Here is a 17,323-nt window from a genome sequence, read left to right as displayed (position 1 = left end):
CAACATGATTCCCTGAGTTTGATTGAAAGCACGATTTTTCGTTGTCTCATTTTATTGCCGATTTAATATAAGCCCCGAAACAGCGTGAACGGCTGCGGAGGGTATTTCGGATGAAATGCCAGTAACGTTCAAAATCAAGGGTGGTTCGAGAAGGAATGTTTGCAAGGTAATGCGCGTCTACCACCTGAAGACCCATATTTCCCAGGAAAAGTAGCCTGTGGAAATAGCACGTCAAAATAACCAGAACAGAAATAAGGTTTAGAAGTAATATGAAAATGAAAAATGTGGCCGTCGTCTGTGCACTGATGGCAGGAATGACTTTTACTGCCTCTTCTGCTTTCGCTGCAAAAAGTGTAGAGCCGACCAACGGTAAAATTCATTTCACCGGTTCACTGGTGAATTCAGCATGTGGCCTGGCACCGGAATCCAGCCCGGTACAGGTAAACTTTGGTGAAATCCCAACGTCTCAGTTAAAAGACAACCAGCGTGCTGGTGTTAAACACGCCAAAATCGTTCTGCAGGGCTGTGATACCACTGTCGCCAAAACCGCAACCGTAACATATACCCCAGCAACAATTGACCAGGACAATAGCGCGCTGGCTGCATTTACTTCAGGTACTGCACAGGGTGCGGGCATCGGTATGATTGATAGCGGCAACCAGGATGTAAAATGGGGTGAAGCTGCCTCTCAGGTTAATATTACCGATGGTGAAAGTGACATCGATTTTGTGGCTTACCTGCAGGCAAATAATGCCTCCGCAGCGGTCACACCGGGTGATTTTGAATCTACCGTTAATTTCCAGATTGACTACCAGTAATGGTCTGCAGCAGGCGCATTAATGCGCCTGCTTACGCCTTCCCGCGAATAAATGAAAGGAAATGCGGTTATGCCTGGATGGCGAACGTTACTGCTTTTTATCTTTATCTCGCCTGCGTGGGTCATGGCTGGCACTGCGCCTGTCGCCAGCACGCCCGGAAAAATGCGCATGCGGGGACATATTATTGAGGCTGCTTGCTATGTCGAACCGCGCGATCGTTCGTTGTTGGTTGAATTTAATGATATCTCCGCTCGGGATATATCCGGGAGACCAGAAAAAGTCTCTGCGCATGGTTTCAGTATTCATTTGCTGGGATGTTCATTAGGGGATTCTCGACATTCAGAGAATGTGTTTCAGCGCGCAAATATCACTTTTTCCGGCATGCCCGATCGCGACAACCCTGATTATCTGAGCGTGCAGTCGACGACTGAAGATTTAGCGATAGAAATATTTGATAGCACCGGACAGCAAATTCAACTGGGGGAGCCTTCTCCGGATTATGTCCTAAACCCTGGAAAAAATACGCTCAATTTTACAGCTTATTTAATCTCCCGCGACGGACGAATGACATCCGGCGAATTTACTGCGGTTACGCATTTTGTTGTGAATTATCTCTGAGCTGCTCCGGCAATTTGGGTATCTGAAGGTTTGCGAACGAAAATGATTACGCTGAAAACAGATAAAAAACGTCTGGCGCTTATTATTGCTCTGGTCTGCAGCGCTTCATGGGCTGAGGCTGATGAGGCTATTGAATTTAATACCGACGTCCTGGATGCCAGCGACAGGCAAAACGTAGATTTGCAGCGCTTTTCTGAAGGCAACTTTGTCACCCCCGGGGAATATTTGCTGGATGTTCGTATTAACGGGCAGGAGATCCCACAGCAGTCGATTCGCTATATCACCGATCCTGACAATAAACATAAATCTCTGGCGTGCCTGTCACCACTACAGCTCGAATTACTTGCGCTCAAAGAAGACGCATTGGCGCATATTCATCCGATTACCGCGACCTGTCATGACATATCCCGCCTGCCGGGCGTGGTGTTGAATAACAGTGCCGGACTTCTGGACATTACCGTGCCGCAGGCATGGATGAAATATACCGATCCTGACTGGACGCCGCCGGAACGTTGGGATAATGGCGTCGCGGGGCTGATTTTTGATTACAGCGTGTCGGGTCAGGCCACCCACTACGAACAAGGCGGAGGTCATTACCGCTCGCTGTCGGGCTATGGGCAAACGGGGTTCAACCTTGGTGGCTGGCGTTTTCGCGGGCAGTATCAGGCCGATTACTCTTCTGATAATCAGCACGGGCAGATTAACTGGGATCAGATCTACGCCTATCGTCCATTGCCCATGCAGGCTGCGAAGCTGACGGTGGGTGAAATCTATCTGAATTCTCAGGTCTTTGATTCTGTTCGCTTTACCGGGGTTAACCTCGCCAGCGACGAGCGTATGCTACCGCCAAATTTGCAAGGCTACGCGCCTGAAGTTCACGGCATTGCCCGCAGTAACGCCAAAGTGACCGTCAGCCAGCAGAAGCGCGTGATCTACCAAACGACCGTTCCTGCGGGGCCGTTTAATATTCAGGATCTGCATGCTTCGGTACGCGGCACGCTGGATGTGCGGGTAGAAGAGCAAGATGGCAGCGTGCAAACTTTTCAGGTCAATACCGCTGATATTCCTTACCTGACACGTCCGGGCTATGTTCGCTACAACACCGCCGTCGGTAAGCCTTCACTCTATAACCATGATGTCCAGGGGCCGGCATTTTACAGCGGTGATTTTTCATGGGGAGTGAGTAATGCCTGGTCCCTGTACGGCGGGGCACTGCTAACAGGTGAACGCTACAACGCTTGGTCGATGGGCATCGGGCGGGATTTGAGCTGGCTGGGTGCGTTGTCGGCTGATGCGACGCAATCCGTCAGCCGGGTGAAGCATCAGGACGAACAAAAAGGCATGTCCTTTAAGCTGAGCTATGCCAAAACCTTCGATGAATACAACAGCGCCATCACTTTTGCCGGTTATCGTTTTTCACAGCGTAGCTTCCGTTCTTTCTCGCAGTTTCTCGATGAGCAATATAAAAATAATAACAGCGCCGGGAACGAGAAAGAGATGTACACCATCACCGGTAATAAGACCTTCTTTGCAGACGATCCGCGCCTCTCCACGACGCTGTATCTGACCTATACCCACCAGAACTACTGGGATCGCCGTTCGCAGGATCGCTATGGGCTGTCGGTGGGTCATAGTTTTTCATTTGCAGGCATTCAGGGGATCAGCACCAACCTTGCCGCATATCGCTCCGAGTACCAGGGAAAACGGGATGACAGTCTCTCGCTCTCGCTGTCTATTCCGTGGAGCGATGGCCGCTCAATGGACTATGAGCTGCAGAACAACGGCAACCAAACCAGCCAGATGGTTTCGTATTCCGATAACCGTGACCGAAATAATCCGTGGCGCCTGCGCGCCGGACTCTCCGGCGAAGGCCATACCGCCTTTGACGGCTACTACCAGCACCGGAGCATGATGGCCGAGCTGGAATCTAATGTCAGCTGGCAGCAGTCACGCTACTTCTCCGTGGGCGGCACCTTGCGTGGTGGTTTTACTGCAACCCGTCACGGAGCGGCGCTCCACAATAGCCAGGCATCGATGAATACCGCCCGCGTAATGGTTGACACCGACGGCGTCGCTAACGTGCCGCTGAACGGCGAACAGGCACACTCGAACCGCTTTGGCATTGCCGTGGTACCGGATGTCGTGAGTTACCACAGCTTTGATACCCGTATCGACGTGGACACAATGGATGAGGATATTTCCGCAGCCAAAGCCATCGTCACCAACACCCTGACTGAAGGAGCGATTGGCTATCAGCGCTTTGCCGTCGCACAGGGGCTAAAAATGATGGCCCAACTGCGTATGAAAGATGGCTCGGTACCACCGTTTGGCGCCGAGGTGTTTAACGCCAACGGCGTGAGTGTCGCCATGGTGATGGAAAACGGTGAGGCCTGGATTGCTGGTGTGAAACCTGCCGAACGCCTTTCCGTTGCCTGGGGAGGGCGCGCGCAGTGCCATCTGGCGGTGCCTTTGCAACCTAACCCGGAAGGTAACGTCCTGTTGCCTTGTGAATAATATTAACTACCTGAATGAAGTGAACCATGAATAACCAAGCTATTTACTCCGTGCAGCGCTGGCTGAAGCCGGTCGCCTGCGGTTTGCTGTTTGCCGCGGACATCCATTCCGCGTGGGCGGGCATTGCGCTTGACCGTACCCGGCTGATCATCACCGGCGATGCGCGCTCTGTTAGTGCGAACTTAAGCAATACGAGCCCGAGCATTCCATTCCTCGCGCAGTCATGGGTGGAGGACGCCAGCGGGACAAAAATCACCTCGCCGCTGATGGTTTTGCCGCCGTTGCAGCGCATTAATGGCGGGCAAAAGGGCATTGCCCGGATAACAAAAACCGGCGGCATTAACGCATTGCCGCAGGATCGCGAAAGCCTGTTCTATCTGAATGTTCGTGAGATTCCACCTAAGCCAGATAAGCCAAATGTGCTGCAACTGGCGATGCAGTCACGCATCAAACTGTTTTACCGTCCGTCGACAATTGTGCCTGAAACACCCGGAGCGGTATGGCAAAACCAGCTGGTGTTCCACAAGCAGGGCGCCCGCTGGACCGTGAATAACCCGACGCCTTACTTCGTGACCTTAATTGGCTTGAGCCGCAAGCCGGAAGCGCAGGGCGGCGGCAGGCTGACTGACTTCCCCGGAATAATGATCTCGCCTAAGTCGTCTCTTGATTTCAGCGTGAAAGAGGGCGATGTCAGCCAGTTCAGCATGATGTACGTGAACGATTTTGGCGGCCATCCCGAACTGAAATACCGCTGTACAGACAATGTGTGTCAGGCATTGCCGATGGAGCAACAGCCCCGGTAACAGGACTCGGTAAATGAAAAAAATGCTTTGCGCCCTGCTGATGCTGGGAGTGGCCGGGATGGTTCAGGCCAAAAGCGGCCGTCAGGATATGAGCCATGTGTCCGGCGAGTATGGCAACGTTCGCTTTCACGGTCGTGTTTATGTCTCACCGTGCGTGCTGGATATGGCATCGCGCGATCAAACCATCAACCTTGGCGATATTTCTGCCCGCCGGTTTCACCAGGGAGGCGATCGTAGCGATTCGGTGTTGGTCACGCTGTATCTGAACGACTGCTTAAAGGGCTCAGGTCATGCCCTGCAGGATTTTCCCGGGCAGGCCAGCGAAATGCCTGGGCTGGCGCACAGCACGGTGGAGCGTGGCGTCTCGCTGACGCTGATGGCCGACAGTTCTCCGGGAAACAGCGATCTGGCCCGGATCCATGGCAATGTGCGAGGAGCAGGCATTCGGCTGATGACCGAACGTCAGCAACCGATCCATCTAAGCCAACCGCAGCGCATGTGGATCCTCAAACCTGGAGATAACGCTATTCACTTTCTTGCCGCGCTGGAGTCTATCGGGCGCGAGGTCAGCGCTGGTGAATTTCGCGGTCTGGTGAGACTTAAGCTGGAGTATCTATGAGCGTTTGGCATAAAACGTTGTTCTGGACAGCGCTGGCTTGCTGTCCGCTGGCGGCGCACGCATTTAGCCAGGGAGAGGGTGAACCAGAGGGCGGGGCACCGCATCAGTACGATATTGAACTGAGTTCGCTGGATGTCAGCAAAAACCACGTTGGTGGTCGAACGGAGCCGTTTCCATGGAATCTGGGGAGCTGGTATGTAGTGAATTTTTATTGCCAGCAGGCCGATATCTCACGAGAACCTATTTACTACACCACCACCACCACGATGCCACCTTCAAGTCAGGGGGCGAACCGTTTCCGACTCAATGAGTATCTGGATGTCGATGTTCAGGTATGGGTCGCCGTGGGCTATAAGAAATATGTCCAGGCTCCCTTTACCAATGTTTCAAACCGCAACAACAGCAACACCTGCAAAAAGCGAAAGGGCTACGTGCGCGCCAGTAATGTTGAAAGTGGTTCGAAAGGGAAAGTGACGTTTATTGTCACCAAACCCATTATTAACGGTATCAGTATCACTTCTCAGTCGTTGCTGGAGGTCGCCGGGCGCATGGGAAGCGGTGGACCCACACCCACAACGGCGATTTCCCGCGTGGTGATTAAATCCGGGCTGATTACCGTGCCGGATAAATGCACCTTTAACCGGGGCGATAAAATCAGTATCGAATTTGGCGATTTGCCCGGTTCTGCCGCCCGGCTCAATGGTTCCAATTTCAGCAAGTCGATCCCGATTCATGTGTCCTGCGAAGGCGGCAGTTTTGATCAAGGGGCGCTGAACATCAATTTGGGCGTACAAACCACCACGGCTTCAGGCACGGCGGGGTTTAACGATCATTTCCTCGGCACCCTCAGCAGCGGAGAAAAACGCGACGACCTCGGTATTGTCCTGAAGGATGAGAGTGGAAGCATTGTGGTGCCGAATCAGTTCTATAACGTCAAGGGCTTTTACCAGAATCAGGGCGACTGGAACCTCACCGCCGCGCCGGTAGCGAAGCCAGGCGTGGGTAGCGTTAAGGTGGGGGAGTTTGAAGCTTCGGCCACCGTTGTTGCGCAGTTTCAGTAAGGTAATGCCATGATATTCAGGACGTTAATCACACTCAGCGCGCTACTGATCTGCGGTACGGCGCAGGCCGACACCAAACTGGTCGGCGGCGATATGCACTTCCACGGCACCATCAGGGCGCTGGCCTGTAGTATTGCGCCGGGTGGCGACAAAATCGAGGTCGATTTCGGGCAAATCGCGACCCAGGAGCTTTATCTTGCCGGGCGCGGTAAGCCGGAAAAATTCAGTATTCAGCTCCGTGATTGCGATCCTGATGTCTTTCGTGGGATCTCCGTGACCTTCGGCGGCACTGAAGATGCGGAACTGCCCGATCATCTGGCACTGGATAGTCACGAGCAGGGGGGCGCATCAGGGATCGGCATAGGGATGAGCGAAGAAGACGGCGCGGCAATCCGGCTTGATGAGAGTACGTCAGTGACAGACATTACCAAAGGATCGATGACGCTGAATTTTCTGGCGTGGGTCGAGGCCCAGCCGACAGCGTTGAAAAATCAGTCCCTTGAGTACGGTCCTTTTAGCGCCAGTGGGACCTGGACGCTGAACTATCAATAGTATGAAAAACACACTGAATCGCCTTGCCCCGCTGCCTGCGCAGAGAGTATTTCTCGGGCTCAGCCTGTTTTACTGGTGCGGGGCAATGCACCTTTACTGGCCGAATAATGGCGGCAGCAGCCTGTCGTTACCGCTCAATATTTTGGCATGGATCTACGCGGTTGTATTAGCCGGCTGCGTATCCGTACGACCCCCTCGCCAGGTCTGGCGCGTCACCTTGCCTGCCGTCGGGTTTATCGCAGGCTCACTTATTCTGACGTTGCTCTGTCTGATGACGCCCGCTGTCTGGCAACCTGAGTCACTGCTGGTGGCTGGGGCGCTGTTGGGCGGTGTGCTGGTTTATCTGGTGGTGCTGCAAATTCCGCTGGCGGCGAACACCCTGACGACATTACTGGCGCTGTTATGGGGAGCCAGCCTTATCGAGTGCCTCGTCTTCGTCTATCAGTATTGGCATCTACCGGGCGTGGGCTACTGGGAGTTTGCCTGGTGGCGCAGTACGCGGCCCTACGGCATTTTTCAGCAGGTTAACCTGATGGCCAGCTTCACCGCCTGCGGCACCCTGCTGTCGGTAGTGTTGGCCCTGCGACTACGCGGCAGAAAGAGAATCGCCATGGTGTTTGCCCTTGGTGTGATGGGGTTTGTGCTGCATGAATCACAGTCGCAAACCGGGTATTTGTCACTGTTCGTCGGTGAAGCGCTGCTGCTGGTGATTTTCCCCGCCCGGCGGCGGACGTTACTGCTTCTTGTGCTGCCGCTGGTGGTCGGAATGCTAGCAGGAGCGGCCGCGCGCCATGTTATGTCCGTTGCGACGGTCGAGCACCTGACGTCATCGCAGGTGCGCTGGACGGTATTGAAAACGTCGCTGGCCCTGTTTATGGCGCGACCGTGGACGGGCTGGGGCATCGGCAGCTTTCCCGCTCTGTTTCTTGACCGCGCGGGCCATCTGGGACTGAGCAGCATGTCGCACCCGCACAACGAGCTGGTGCTATGGATGGTCGAAGGCGGCATGGTCGGACTGGCGGGCACGCTCTGTTTTATTGCCGGAGGGTTCTGGCTCTGGCGGCGTGGCGATCGCTGGCACCGCGCCTGCATGGTGGCGGCGCTGCCGGTGGCGATTCATATGCTGACTGAATATCCCGTCAGGCAGTCGACGCCTCACTGGCTGCTGCTGATCCTGCTGCTACGTTGTGCGGATCGCACGGAAAACGCGTATCGGCTGGCGCTGTCGGTGACGAAAGGGATGTGCGTGACCGCGTTTATTACATTTTTGCTTTTAACACCGGTATTGCTCCTCACGCTACAAACGCAGCAGCAGTTGACGATGGTGGAGCGGCGGGCAGAGCAGTGGCGACTGGCCAAATCGATCCCGGTAGGGGGCTGGTTGCTGGTCAGTCGCTACCGGTTTGATGTTGCAATGGGCGATGTGCAACGTTATCAGCGAACCCGGGATACCCGCTGGCTGGCGCACGTTCAACGCTGGGCGCCTGACTATGTACGTGTTCATCCGGACCCGAACGTCTCCTACATCCAAATCTTGCTGGCGCTCAAGCAGCGCGACATGCCCGCAGCACGTCGTCTGGCGGCACGCTTTTATCGTGAATACCCGAACGATCGCCGTATCCCCTGGCTGCAGGATGCCCGACGCCCTTTTAATCAAAAAATGGAATGACATGAACAGACCAAACGAACAGGCTCAATATCTACCCGCACGTCCCCGCAATGCCGAGCTGCTGCGGATAACCGGGATCCGTTTACAGCGCATTCATTTTTTTGATGACGCCTCGCTGGATGTCCGTGAGGTGTTGAGTCAGGTTCGGACGTCGTTACCGCTGGATCTCTTTTTCAAGCACCTTTCCACAACCGCGAAGCAGCAACTCTTTCTTTGGCAAATGCAGCGGGTACTGGCGCTGCCGGGAAGCTACTCCCTGAATGTGTCTGTCCGGATGCTGACCTGCATGTCGTGGGTGACACGATTGATTAAACGGGCGCATCAAGGGCGTATTGTGATCGAAATTCAGGACCCAGGCACCATGATGCGTCTGGAAAAGTCAGAACAGCAGGCGGTGTGTATTGCGATAAGAGCCCTGGTGCGCCACGGGTTCCGCGTCTGGCTGGATGATGTATCGCCCGAGCTATTTTTTGTCTGGCGACTGTCTGGGATTCGGTTCGATGCCATCAAAATTGAAAGCGGAATGTTTCATCAGTTCAGAGAATCGGAGTGGCAGCTGAGAGTTCTCATCAACCAGTTTCGCGGGCTGGGCGAGCGGGTGGTGATCGAGGGGGTGGAAACGCAGGAGGATTATGCCATCTGTCGCGTAAGCGGTGCCGATGCTGTGCAGGGATTTCTGTTTGCGCAAGAAATAATGCCTGAGCTGACAGCCTGAACCATTGCTGGTTCAGGCTTATGCCATTACTCGCCCAGCGTCTGTGCGATATCTTTTTGCACCAACTTACGCTGCTCTGGTGTGAGGACTTTGCTCAGGTCAAAGTAGTATTTCACGCGGTAGTAACGTGCCTGCTGTTCGATGTTGCTGAACGCGGCAAGCTGTTTCTTAACAGCGGCATCATCCCATTTTCCGGACTTGATCACGTCAATCAGCACGCCGTCTTTAACGTCGTTCACCGAAATCTGGCTGACATTGGTTTCCAGCTGTTGGTGCAGCTTTTTAATCTGCGCCACCTGGTCATTGCTCAGTTTCAGGTGCTGTACCACTGGATCCTGGGCCGGAGCCGGAACGTTGGATACGTTTGCTGCAAGTGTGCTAAAGGAGGCACCCGCCAGGGTAGCAGCCAGCAAAGTCATGCGTACAAATTTCTTCATTTTGATATCCTGATAAGGGAATTTACGTGTGATTATCATTTTCAGAATACGTTGCCTGAGGCATGTCGCCACGCGAATTTGTTTTGCGGTTAGTTACGGAGTGAAACAATCCCGCCACGGGGAAACCGTTCCGTAACGGGCGATAAGAGATATCTCTATAGCGTAAACGGGTCGGCATCCTGCCAGGCTGGGAACTTCTCGCGATACTCCCGCAATGCTGTAAGCGACAGCTCAGCATCAATCCGCGTGGCCTGGTGCGCCTCGGCGGTGGCAATAATTTCCCCTTGCGGGTTAATTACCCGGCTGTCCCCGCGATAATGATGGCCATTGCCATCGCTACCAACCCGGTTACATCCTGCTACATAAGCCTGGTTCTCAATTGCCCGGGCGACCAGCAGTGCCTGCCAGTGCAGTGAGCGCGGTGCAGGCCAGTTTGCGACATATAATGCCAGGTCATAATCCTCGCGATTGCGTGACCATACCGGAAACCGCAGGTCATAACAGACCAGCGGTAAAATACGCCAGCCGCGCCATTGAACAATGACGCGTTCTTCTCCAGCCTGATAATACTGGTGCTCGTTCGCCATGCGGAACAGGTGGCGTTTATCATAAAAATGAACGCATCCTTCGGGTTCTACCAGTAAAAAACGATTTACCGGGCCACGTTCTGACTGTAACGCGGCGCTGCCGGCGATTAGCGCATTTGTCTGCTGCGCTTTGGCGTGCATCCAGCGAACAACCTCTTCCTGCGTAAGCGACGTGCTGGCCGCTTCCATCGCAAAGCCGCTGGTAAACATCTCGGGCAATACAATGACGTCTCGTCCGGTGATGGTTTCAAGCTGTCGGTCGAAATGGCGCAGGTTAGCCGGGCCATCCATCCAGATCAGTGGTTGTTGCAGTAGGGTAATTTTCAAACCAGGCACAATCGAGGCTCCTCGTTGAACAGCATTTTGACACTGTAGCATGAGCATTACCGAAAATGTGGCAATAAAAAGCCCCGCGTTAAGCGGGGCTGGAAGTCGTGTGCGATCGCTATGCCGCTTCGACTTTACGCACTTTCTCTGGCAACTTTACCGGCTGGGTCGCCAGCTCCTCAGGGTCAAAATCATCCACGTTGATGCTGCGCAGACGGCTCTCTTCCGCTTTCACCAGAATCGCGGCTTCGTCTTTATCAATCAACCCTTTTGCCAGCGCGTTACGCGCCAGTTCATCCAGGCGGGTAAACGGCAGGTTTTTACCCAGCTCTTTGCAGATACGCTGGTGGATAGGGTCGGCGGCAATCACGTCCAGCAACGCTTCTTCCAACAAGCCGACCGGATTGTATTGGCTTGGCGTCAGATACTGACCGCGACCGATGCGTGAACGGGTTGCGCTCGGCACCTGCAAAATCTTCGCAACTTTATGATCCAGTTTGTCAGAAGGCGCATGGTAGTGGCGACCGGTCGGGAAGATAACCACATTCAGCAGCCCGGCAACGAAACGATTCGGGAAGTTTTGCAGCAGATCGTCCATCGCCTGTTCCGCTTTATACAACGCATCCTGTACGCCCCAGTGAACCAGCGGCAGGTCGGCTTCATGGCGGCCTTCGTCGTCATAACGCTTCAGCACGGCGGAAGCCAGATACAGCTGACTTAACACATCGCCCAGACGCGCGGAGATACGCTCGCGACGCTTCAGACTACCGCCCAGCACGGCCATGGAGACATCTGAGAGTAATGCCAGGTTGGCACTCAGACGGTTCAGGTGCTGGTAGTAACGTTTGGTGGCATCACCGGTTGGCGTGCTGCTGGTAAGCCCGCGCGTCAGACCGAGCCAGAAACTGCGTACCTTATTGCTGCCGACGTGACCAATGTGCTTAAACAGCAGCTTATCGAACGCATTCACATCGTTGTTCTGCGCCGCCGCCATCTCTTCCAGCACGTACGGATGGCAACGAATTGCCCCCTGGCCGAAGATCATCATGCTACGGGTCAGAATATTGGCACCTTCAACGGTGATGGCGATCGGGGCGCCCTGGTAAGCACGCGCCAGGAAGTTGCTTTCGCCCAGCATAATGCCTTTACCGCCAGTGATATCCATCGCATCGATGATTGACTGCTGCCCGCGGTGGGTACAGTGATATTTCACGATGGCGGAAAGTACCGCTGGTTTTTCGCCGAGCATAATACCGTAGGTAATCAGCGACGCCGCGGCGTCCATCACGTAGGCGTTACCGGCAATACGCGCCAGCGGTTCTTCAATACCTTCCATCTTGCCGATAGAGATTTTGAACTGGCGACGAATATGCGCATAGGCACCTGTTGCCATGGCAACCGATTTCACGCCACCTGTCGAGTTAGATGGCAGCGTAATGCCGCGCCCCACAGACAGACATTCCACCAGCATACGCCAGCCCTGACCGGCCATTTTCGGGCCACCGATAATGTAATCAATCGGTACAAAAACATCTTTACCCAGCGTCGGACCGTTCTGGAACGGGACGTTCAGCGGGAAGTGGCGACGACCAATTTCTACGCCCGGTGTTGAGGTGGGGATCAGCGCGCAGGTAATGCCCAGATCTTCTTCGCCGCCCAACAGTTTTTCCGGGTCGGAGAGTTTAAACGCCAGGCCCAGCACGGTGGCGATAGGGGCCAGCGTGATATAGCGTTTATTCCAGGTCAGGCGCATACCCAGCACCTGCTGACCCTGCCATTCACCCATGCAAACTACGCCGGTATCCGGAATCGCCCCTGCATCGGAGCCCGCTTCCGGGCTGGTCAGCGCAAAGCAAGGGATTTCCTGACCACGCGCCAGACGCGGCAAATAATGGTTTTTCTGTTCTTCGGTGCCGTAATGTTGCAGCAGTTCACCCGGGCCTAATGAGTTAGGTACGCCAACGGTGATCGCCAGGATCCCGGAGACGCCGGAGAGTTTTTGCAGTACGCGAGCCTGTGCATAAGCAGAGAATTCCAGACCGCCATACTCTTTCTTGATGATCATCGCGAAAAAGCGGTGCTCTTTCAGATACGCCCACAGTTCTGGCGGCAGATCCGCTAATTCATGGGTGATCTGGAAGTCGTTTGCCATGCGGCACGCTTCTTCGACCGGACCGTCAATAAAGGCCTGCTCTTCTGCCGTCAGGCGTGGCTGCGGATAGCTGTGCAATTTCTTCCAGTCCGGTTTGCCCTGGAACAGATCGCCTTCCCACCAGGTGGTACCGGCATCAATTGCTTCTTTCTCGGTGCGCGACATCGGCGGCATAACCTTACGGAAGCCGCGGAACACTGGCGCAGAGATCATGGATTTACGCATCGGCGTAAAGTTAAACGGCACCAGAATAATGGCCAGAGGAACCAGCAGCCAGACCGACCACAGGCCAGCTACGCCGAGCGCAGCCGTCCATGCGAGCAAAATTACGCTGCTGAGAAACAAGCTCACGCGGTGATAAAACAATACGCCGAGCAGAACAATCGTTGCGAGAATACTCAAAATCATCATATCGAAAAGCTCCCTTGCTTGTAGGAGGTCTGACCACTTGTGATGATATGGTTGTAGTGGATGTAAATTCTTTTAGCAATGTGTTTACAAAATAATTACAACAAAGCTCACATTGTTGTTGTTTTCACCGGCACAAAAAATCAAAAGCCACAGCCATTCCTGTGGCTTATGCTTCTCGCCTGTAGTGCTATCCGGTACACTGCATCTTGTCATTTACATTCATGCTGAAGGATATCCTCATGTACCAGGATCTTATTCGTAACGAACTGAGCGAAGCGGCGGAAACGCTGGCTAATTTTTTAAAAGATGACGCCAATATTCACGCTATTCAGCGCGCGGCGGTCCTGCTGGCAGACAGTTTTAAAGCGGGTGGCAAGGTACTTTCCTGCGGTAACGGCGGCTCCCATTGCGACGCAATGCACTTTGCTGAAGAGCTGACCGGGCGCTACCGTGAAAACCGTCCGGGCTATCCGGCGATCGCTATCTCTGATGTCAGCCATATCTCCTGCGTCAGCAATGATTTCGGTTACGATTATATTTTCTCTCGCTATGTTGAAGCGGTAGGGCGTGAAGGGGATGTCCTGTTAGGCATTTCGACCTCCGGTAACTCGGCAAACGTGATTAAAGCCATTGCCGCTGCGCGTGAGAAAGGAATGAAAGTCATCACCCTGACCGGGAAAGATGGCGGCAAAATGGCCGGCAGCGCCGACATTGAAATTCGCGTCCCGCACTTTGGCTATGCTGACCGTATTCAGGAAATTCACATTAAAGTGATTCATATTCTGATTCAGCTGATCGAAAAAGAGATGGTTAAGTAAGAAGGCTATTGCCGGATGGCGGCTGAAGCCTTATCCGGCCTACTTGCGTTTTGCGTAGGCCTGATAAGTGTAACGCCATCAGGCAGTTCAGCGTTTTAAGGTAGGTGATATATGTGCGAACTGCTCGGGATGAGCGCCAATGTGCCAACCGATATTTGCTTTAGCTTCACCGGGCTGGTTCAGCGCGGGGGAGGTACCGGGCCGCACAAAGACGGCTGGGGGATTACGTTTTATGAAGGTAAGGGTTGCCGTACATTTAAAGATCCGCAACCCAGCTTTAATTCGCCTATCGCCAAACTGGTACAAGACTATCCCATCAAATCCTGTTCCGTGATTGCTCATATTCGTCAGGCGAATCGGGGAGAAGTGGCGCTGGAAAATACCCATCCGTTCACGCGTGAACTGTGGGGGCGCAACTGGACCTATGCCCATAACGGACAGCTAAGCGGTTATAAATCGCTGGAAACCGGTAATTTTCGTCCGGTCGGAGAAACCGACAGCGAAAAAGCGTTCTGCTGGCTGCTACATAAGCTGGTTGAACGTTATCCGCGTACGCCGGGCAACATGACTGCGGTGTTTAAATATATTGCCGTCCTGGCCGGGGAACTGCGTGAGAAGGGCGTTTTCAACATGTTGTTGTCCGACGGGCGCTATGTGATGGCGTTCTGTTCGACCAATCTGTTCTGGATCACCCGCCGCGCACCTTTCGGCGTGGCGACGTTATTGGATCAGGATGTAGAAATCGACTTTAGCTCCGAGACCACACCCAATGATGTGGTCACCGTGATCGCTACGCAGCCGCTGACGGGCAATGAAACCTGGCAAAAGATTATGCCAGGTGAATGGGCGCTATTTTGTCTCGGGGAGCGTGTAGTTTGACGCCAGCTGTGGCTGAATCACTTCATGGCTCAACGGTTTGCTAACGACGTAACGACCATCGACCACGGAAACAGTCGGTGGCTTACGCGTCTGTTCAAAATAGTCGTATCCCGGTTTTAGCTGTGACCAGAACTCTTTGTAATACGAGTTCTGGTGGCGCTTCATGTTGGCATCGGTCATGCGGAACGGGTAAATGCTGACCTGCACGCTGGACTGGCCAAATACTAACGCCCCAGTGACAAACTGGAAAATCTCATCAATGCCGTTGTCGGTCATGGCATAGCAGCCGACAGAAACGCAGGCGCCGTGGATCATCAGGTATTTACCTTCGTACCCGTGCGCGCGGTCATAGGCGTTGGGAAAGCCAATATTAATCGCTTTATAGAAGCGGCTATCCGGTTTGAGCTGACCGCGTTGTACGCTGTAAAACCCTTCCGGGCTTTTAAAATCGCCCTGACGTTGCTTGGGTCCTAATCCGCCGGAATAGTTACAGATCTTGTAGCTGTCGAGCAATTGATACTGTTCGCCCATTTTGACGTACAGATCCAGCGTGCGTTCTTCTTTAAAGATCTGAATATAGACAGGAGATCCCATCAATTGCTGCTTATATTCTTTGCTGACAGGTGCAGTTGGACTGCTACTGCTCAGCAAACCGGCAAATGAAACGCACGGTAATAAAAGCATCGCAAGAAAAAATGCGATTTTACGCATACTGCTTATTCCTTGATAAAACGGTTACACACGCCAGGACGGCAAATAGAGTCGCCAAATCGGATAAATCTGGATTTGGAGCGCTCACATTAGCACCAAGAAAGTTTTTCGCAAGTCTCTCGTGCTGCGTTTACACTTTAGTTTCTCTTTATACGCAACATTGGACTTAAAGGCAGTCAGACAGCGGCGTAATTTGTCGCTGCTATCCGTCCATTGCATAAGATTAATACTGACTTTCTAATCTATTGAATTTAAAAAATTAATCTATTAATAATCAAATATTAAAAAAGATATCCCGCCAATAGCAGTACACTGCGCCGAACGTGTTTGACCAGGTATTCTTTTTTCATGTCTTTTGCCACTGCACCCCGACGCCTTTTGCCGGGCCTGCTGTCTTTGTGTGTCGTGTTGTCATTACCGTGTATCGCCAAAGTTCAGCCTGTCTTATCAAATACCCCCTTAAACTATGCGGCGCAGTTGCGTATGCGTAATCGTGCCCGGTTACTAAAGCAGTATCATGTGCAGGTAAAAAAGCAGGCCAGCTACGTGGTAGAAGGTAATGCGGAAAGTAAAAAGGCATTGCGCCAGCAGAATCGCGTGCAGATTAAACAGCACCCGGAGTGGTTCCCAGGTCCGCTTAAAGCCAGCGATCATCGCTGGCAGGAACTCGCCGAAAATCCTCATTTTCTCAGTAGTGATCACCTGCACAACATCACCGAAGTGGCGATTCATCGCCTTGAGCAACAGTTAGGTAAACCGTATCTGTGGGGGGGAACCCGTCCGGATGAAGGCTTTGACTGCAGCGGGCTCGTTTTCTATGCCTACAATAAAATTCTGGCGGCGAAACTGCCCCGTACTGCCAATGAAATGTATCACTATCGGCGGGCGACAATTGTCTCTAATCGCGATTTACGTCGTGGTGATTTATTGTTTTTCCATATTCACAGCCGGGATATTGCCGATCATATGGGGGTCTATTTGGGGCAGGGGCAATTTATTGAGTCGCCACGTACCGGCGAAACGATCCGGGTCAGCACCTTGTCCGAACCTTTCTGGCAGGATCATTATCTCGGTGCCCGACGAATTCTGACGGAAAATACAATTCTGTAATAGTCAGGCGGTACTTTCAGCACCGCCTCATCACGCGTTAGCTCAACGCGCCCATAATTTTTAATTCCAGCTCATCCGGCACTTCATTATAAGACAGCACCTGTAGCCCCGGCGCGAACAGACGAGCATAGCGAGCGAGCAGCGGACGTAACTGTGGAGCGACCAACAATATCGGTTCTTTCCCCGCGGCTTTCATTTGTTCTTTTATCTGCGGCATATTGGTCTGGAACTGATTAAGCATATTCGGATCGACCGGTACGCTGTCGAGCATCACTTTGCCACTTTGCTGTGCCTGATTGACCACGTTTGCCAGTAAATTCTCCAGTTCACTATTGAGCGTGTAGACCGCCAGCTCATCTTTGCGTACAAACGGGTGAGTAATACTGCGACGCAGCGCAAGACGGACATCTGCCGTCAGCAGAATGGGATCTTTGGTGGTCGCGCTGCTGGCAACCAGCACGGTGGCAATGGTAACGATATCGCGTAATGGGTAATGACTCCAACTTATTGATAGTGTTTTAT

17 protein-coding genes are annotated in these 17,323 nt (G+C 53.2%); 12 read left to right on the top strand and 5 right to left on the bottom strand.

Annotated features, from left to right (window positions below; genetic code table 11):
• Positions 1 to 269: 269 nt before the first annotated feature.
• From FDX01_RS21800 to FDX01_RS21760, 9 genes are read left to right on the top strand one after another with little or no spacing between them, the layout of a single operon-like run.
• On the top strand, positions 270 to 818 hold the full coding sequence (locus FDX01_RS21800; protein ID WP_117341993.1) for a fimbrial protein: 549 nt from the start codon (positions 270 to 272) through the stop codon (positions 816 to 818).
• A gap of 51 nt (positions 819 to 869) precedes the next feature.
• Positions 870 to 1,436 (top strand): fimbrial protein, encoded by a 567-nt coding sequence (locus tag FDX01_RS21795; RefSeq protein ID WP_249361034.1) that lies wholly within the window; start codon positions 870 to 872, stop codon positions 1,434 to 1,436.
• Positions 1,437 to 1,478: 42 nt separating this feature from the next.
• Positions 1,479 to 3,950 carry a fimbria/pilus outer membrane usher protein gene (locus FDX01_RS21790; protein WP_137400449.1) on the top strand — a complete coding sequence of 824 codons (2,472 nt, stop codon included), beginning with the start codon at positions 1,479 to 1,481 and terminating at the stop codon, positions 3,948 to 3,950.
• Positions 3,951 to 3,976: 26 nt separating this feature from the next.
• On the top strand, positions 3,977 to 4,753 hold the full coding sequence (locus tag FDX01_RS21785; protein WP_137400448.1) for a molecular chaperone: 777 nt from the start codon (positions 3,977 to 3,979) through the stop codon (positions 4,751 to 4,753).
• 13 nt (positions 4,754 to 4,766) lie between these two features.
• Positions 4,767 to 5,372 (top strand): fimbrial protein, encoded by a 606-nt coding sequence (locus tag FDX01_RS21780; protein WP_137400447.1) that lies wholly within the window; start codon positions 4,767 to 4,769, stop codon positions 5,370 to 5,372.
• Positions 5,369 to 6,433: a fimbrial protein gene (locus tag FDX01_RS21775; protein ID WP_137400446.1), complete on the top strand. Its 1,065-nt coding sequence runs from the start codon at positions 5,369 to 5,371 to the stop codon at positions 6,431 to 6,433. The genes FDX01_RS21780 and FDX01_RS21775 overlap by 4 nt, the downstream gene beginning before the upstream one ends.
• A 9-nt stretch (positions 6,434 to 6,442) precedes the next feature.
• Positions 6,443 to 6,985: a fimbrial protein gene (locus tag FDX01_RS21770; protein ID WP_137400445.1), complete on the top strand. Its 543-nt coding sequence runs from the start codon at positions 6,443 to 6,445 to the stop codon at positions 6,983 to 6,985.
• 1 nt (position 6,986) lies between these two features.
• Entirely contained in the window at positions 6,987 to 8,654 is a 1,668-nt protein-coding gene (locus tag FDX01_RS21765; protein ID WP_135912545.1) for an O-antigen ligase family protein, read from the top strand.
• A gap of 1 nt (position 8,655) precedes the next feature.
• Positions 8,656 to 9,369 (top strand): EAL domain-containing protein, encoded by a 714-nt coding sequence (locus FDX01_RS21760; RefSeq protein WP_242461226.1) that lies wholly within the window; start codon positions 8,656 to 8,658, stop codon positions 9,367 to 9,369.
• 26 nt (positions 9,370 to 9,395) lie between these two features.
• Here FDX01_RS21760 and FDX01_RS21755 read toward each other — a convergent pair whose 3' ends face one another.
• From FDX01_RS21755 to fadE, 3 genes are all read right to left on the bottom strand, one after another.
• On the bottom strand, positions 9,396 to 9,806 hold the full coding sequence (locus FDX01_RS21755) for a hypothetical protein (RefSeq protein WP_096758202.1): 411 nt from the start codon (positions 9,804 to 9,806) through the stop codon (positions 9,396 to 9,398).
• A 155-nt stretch (positions 9,807 to 9,961) separates the two neighbouring features.
• Complete coding sequence (locus FDX01_RS21750; RefSeq protein ID WP_115259360.1) at positions 9,962 to 10,729, bottom strand: amidohydrolase; 768 nt, start codon at positions 10,727 to 10,729, stop codon at positions 9,962 to 9,964.
• Positions 10,730 to 10,838: 109 nt separating this feature from the next.
• Entirely contained in the window at positions 10,839 to 13,283 is a 2,445-nt protein-coding gene (fadE, locus tag FDX01_RS21745) for an acyl-CoA dehydrogenase FadE (RefSeq protein WP_117342002.1), read from the bottom strand.
• Positions 13,284 to 13,522: 239 nt separating this feature from the next.
• Between fadE and lpcA the strand changes: the two genes are divergently transcribed.
• On the top strand, positions 13,523 to 14,101 hold the full coding sequence (gene lpcA, locus FDX01_RS21740) for a D-sedoheptulose 7-phosphate isomerase (protein ID WP_096758199.1): 579 nt from the start codon (positions 13,523 to 13,525) through the stop codon (positions 14,099 to 14,101).
• A gap of 111 nt (positions 14,102 to 14,212) precedes the next feature.
• Positions 14,213 to 14,980, top strand: coding sequence for a class II glutamine amidotransferase (locus tag FDX01_RS21735; protein ID WP_115259356.1), 768 nt, complete (start codon positions 14,213 to 14,215; stop codon positions 14,978 to 14,980).
• Here FDX01_RS21735 and dpaA read toward each other — a convergent pair.
• Positions 14,951 to 15,691 (bottom strand): peptidoglycan meso-diaminopimelic acid protein amidase, encoded by a 741-nt coding sequence (gene dpaA / locus FDX01_RS21730; protein ID WP_117342003.1) that lies wholly within the window; start codon positions 15,689 to 15,691, stop codon positions 14,951 to 14,953. The two genes, FDX01_RS21735 and dpaA, sit on opposite strands and share 30 nt — an antisense overlap.
• Before the next feature lie 348 nt (positions 15,692 to 16,039).
• Here dpaA and FDX01_RS21725 point away from each other — a divergent pair, with 348 nt between their 5' ends.
• Positions 16,040 to 16,801, top strand: a complete 762-nt coding sequence (locus FDX01_RS21725; protein ID WP_096758196.1) for a C40 family peptidase — start codon at positions 16,040 to 16,042, stop codon at positions 16,799 to 16,801.
• Positions 16,802 to 16,838: 37 nt separating this feature from the next.
• Here FDX01_RS21725 and FDX01_RS21720 read toward each other — a convergent pair.
• Positions 16,839 to 17,323: FHIPEP family type III secretion protein (locus tag FDX01_RS21720; RefSeq protein WP_170974792.1), on the bottom strand; the 485-nt coding region annotated here is incomplete at its 5' end.

The organism is Citrobacter sp. wls613 (genome assembly GCF_005281195.1).
GTDB lineage: Bacteria > Pseudomonadota > Gammaproteobacteria > Enterobacterales > Enterobacteriaceae > Citrobacter > Citrobacter gillenii.
The sequence above is the reverse complement of the archived record's forward strand: the minus strand, read 5'-3'. Positions and strand labels throughout refer to the sequence as shown.

What these genes read in the sequence shown, in the direction of transcription:
- FDX01_RS21785 (WP_137400448.1), top strand. Translation starts at nt 3,977, where the DNA reads ATGAATAACCAAGCTATTTACTCCGTGCAGCGCTGGCTGAAGCCGGTC.
- FDX01_RS21765 (WP_135912545.1), top strand. Translation starts at nt 6,987, where the DNA reads ATGAAAAACACACTGAATCGCCTTGCCCCGCTGCCTGCGCAGAGAGTA.
- FDX01_RS21755 (WP_096758202.1), bottom strand. Translation starts at nt 9,806, where the DNA reads ATGAAGAAATTTGTACGCATGACTTTGCTGGCTGCTACCCTGGCGGGT.
- FDX01_RS21725 (WP_096758196.1), top strand. Translation starts at nt 16,040, where the DNA reads ATGTCTTTTGCCACTGCACCCCGACGCCTTTTGCCGGGCCTGCTGTCT.
- FDX01_RS21735 (WP_115259356.1), top strand. Translation starts at nt 14,213, where the DNA reads ATGTGCGAACTGCTCGGGATGAGCGCCAATGTGCCAACCGATATTTGC.
- FDX01_RS21775 (WP_137400446.1), top strand. Translation starts at nt 5,369, where the DNA reads ATGAGCGTTTGGCATAAAACGTTGTTCTGGACAGCGCTGGCTTGCTGT.
- FDX01_RS21780 (WP_137400447.1), top strand. Translation starts at nt 4,767, where the DNA reads ATGAAAAAAATGCTTTGCGCCCTGCTGATGCTGGGAGTGGCCGGGATG.
- FDX01_RS21770 (WP_137400445.1), top strand. Translation starts at nt 6,443, where the DNA reads ATGATATTCAGGACGTTAATCACACTCAGCGCGCTACTGATCTGCGGT.
- dpaA (WP_117342003.1), bottom strand. Translation starts at nt 15,691, where the DNA reads ATGCGTAAAATCGCATTTTTTCTTGCGATGCTTTTATTACCGTGCGTT.
- FDX01_RS21800 (WP_117341993.1), top strand. Translation starts at nt 270, where the DNA reads ATGAAAATGAAAAATGTGGCCGTCGTCTGTGCACTGATGGCAGGAATG.
- FDX01_RS21760 (WP_242461226.1), top strand. Translation starts at nt 8,656, where the DNA reads ATGAACAGACCAAACGAACAGGCTCAATATCTACCCGCACGTCCCCGC.
- FDX01_RS21790 (WP_137400449.1), top strand. Translation starts at nt 1,479, where the DNA reads ATGATTACGCTGAAAACAGATAAAAAACGTCTGGCGCTTATTATTGCT.
- lpcA (WP_096758199.1), top strand. Translation starts at nt 13,523, where the DNA reads ATGTACCAGGATCTTATTCGTAACGAACTGAGCGAAGCGGCGGAAACG.
- FDX01_RS21795 (WP_249361034.1), top strand. Translation starts at nt 870, where the DNA reads ATGAAAGGAAATGCGGTTATGCCTGGATGGCGAACGTTACTGCTTTTT.
- fadE (WP_117342002.1), bottom strand. Translation starts at nt 13,283, where the DNA reads ATGATGATTTTGAGTATTCTCGCAACGATTGTTCTGCTCGGCGTATTG.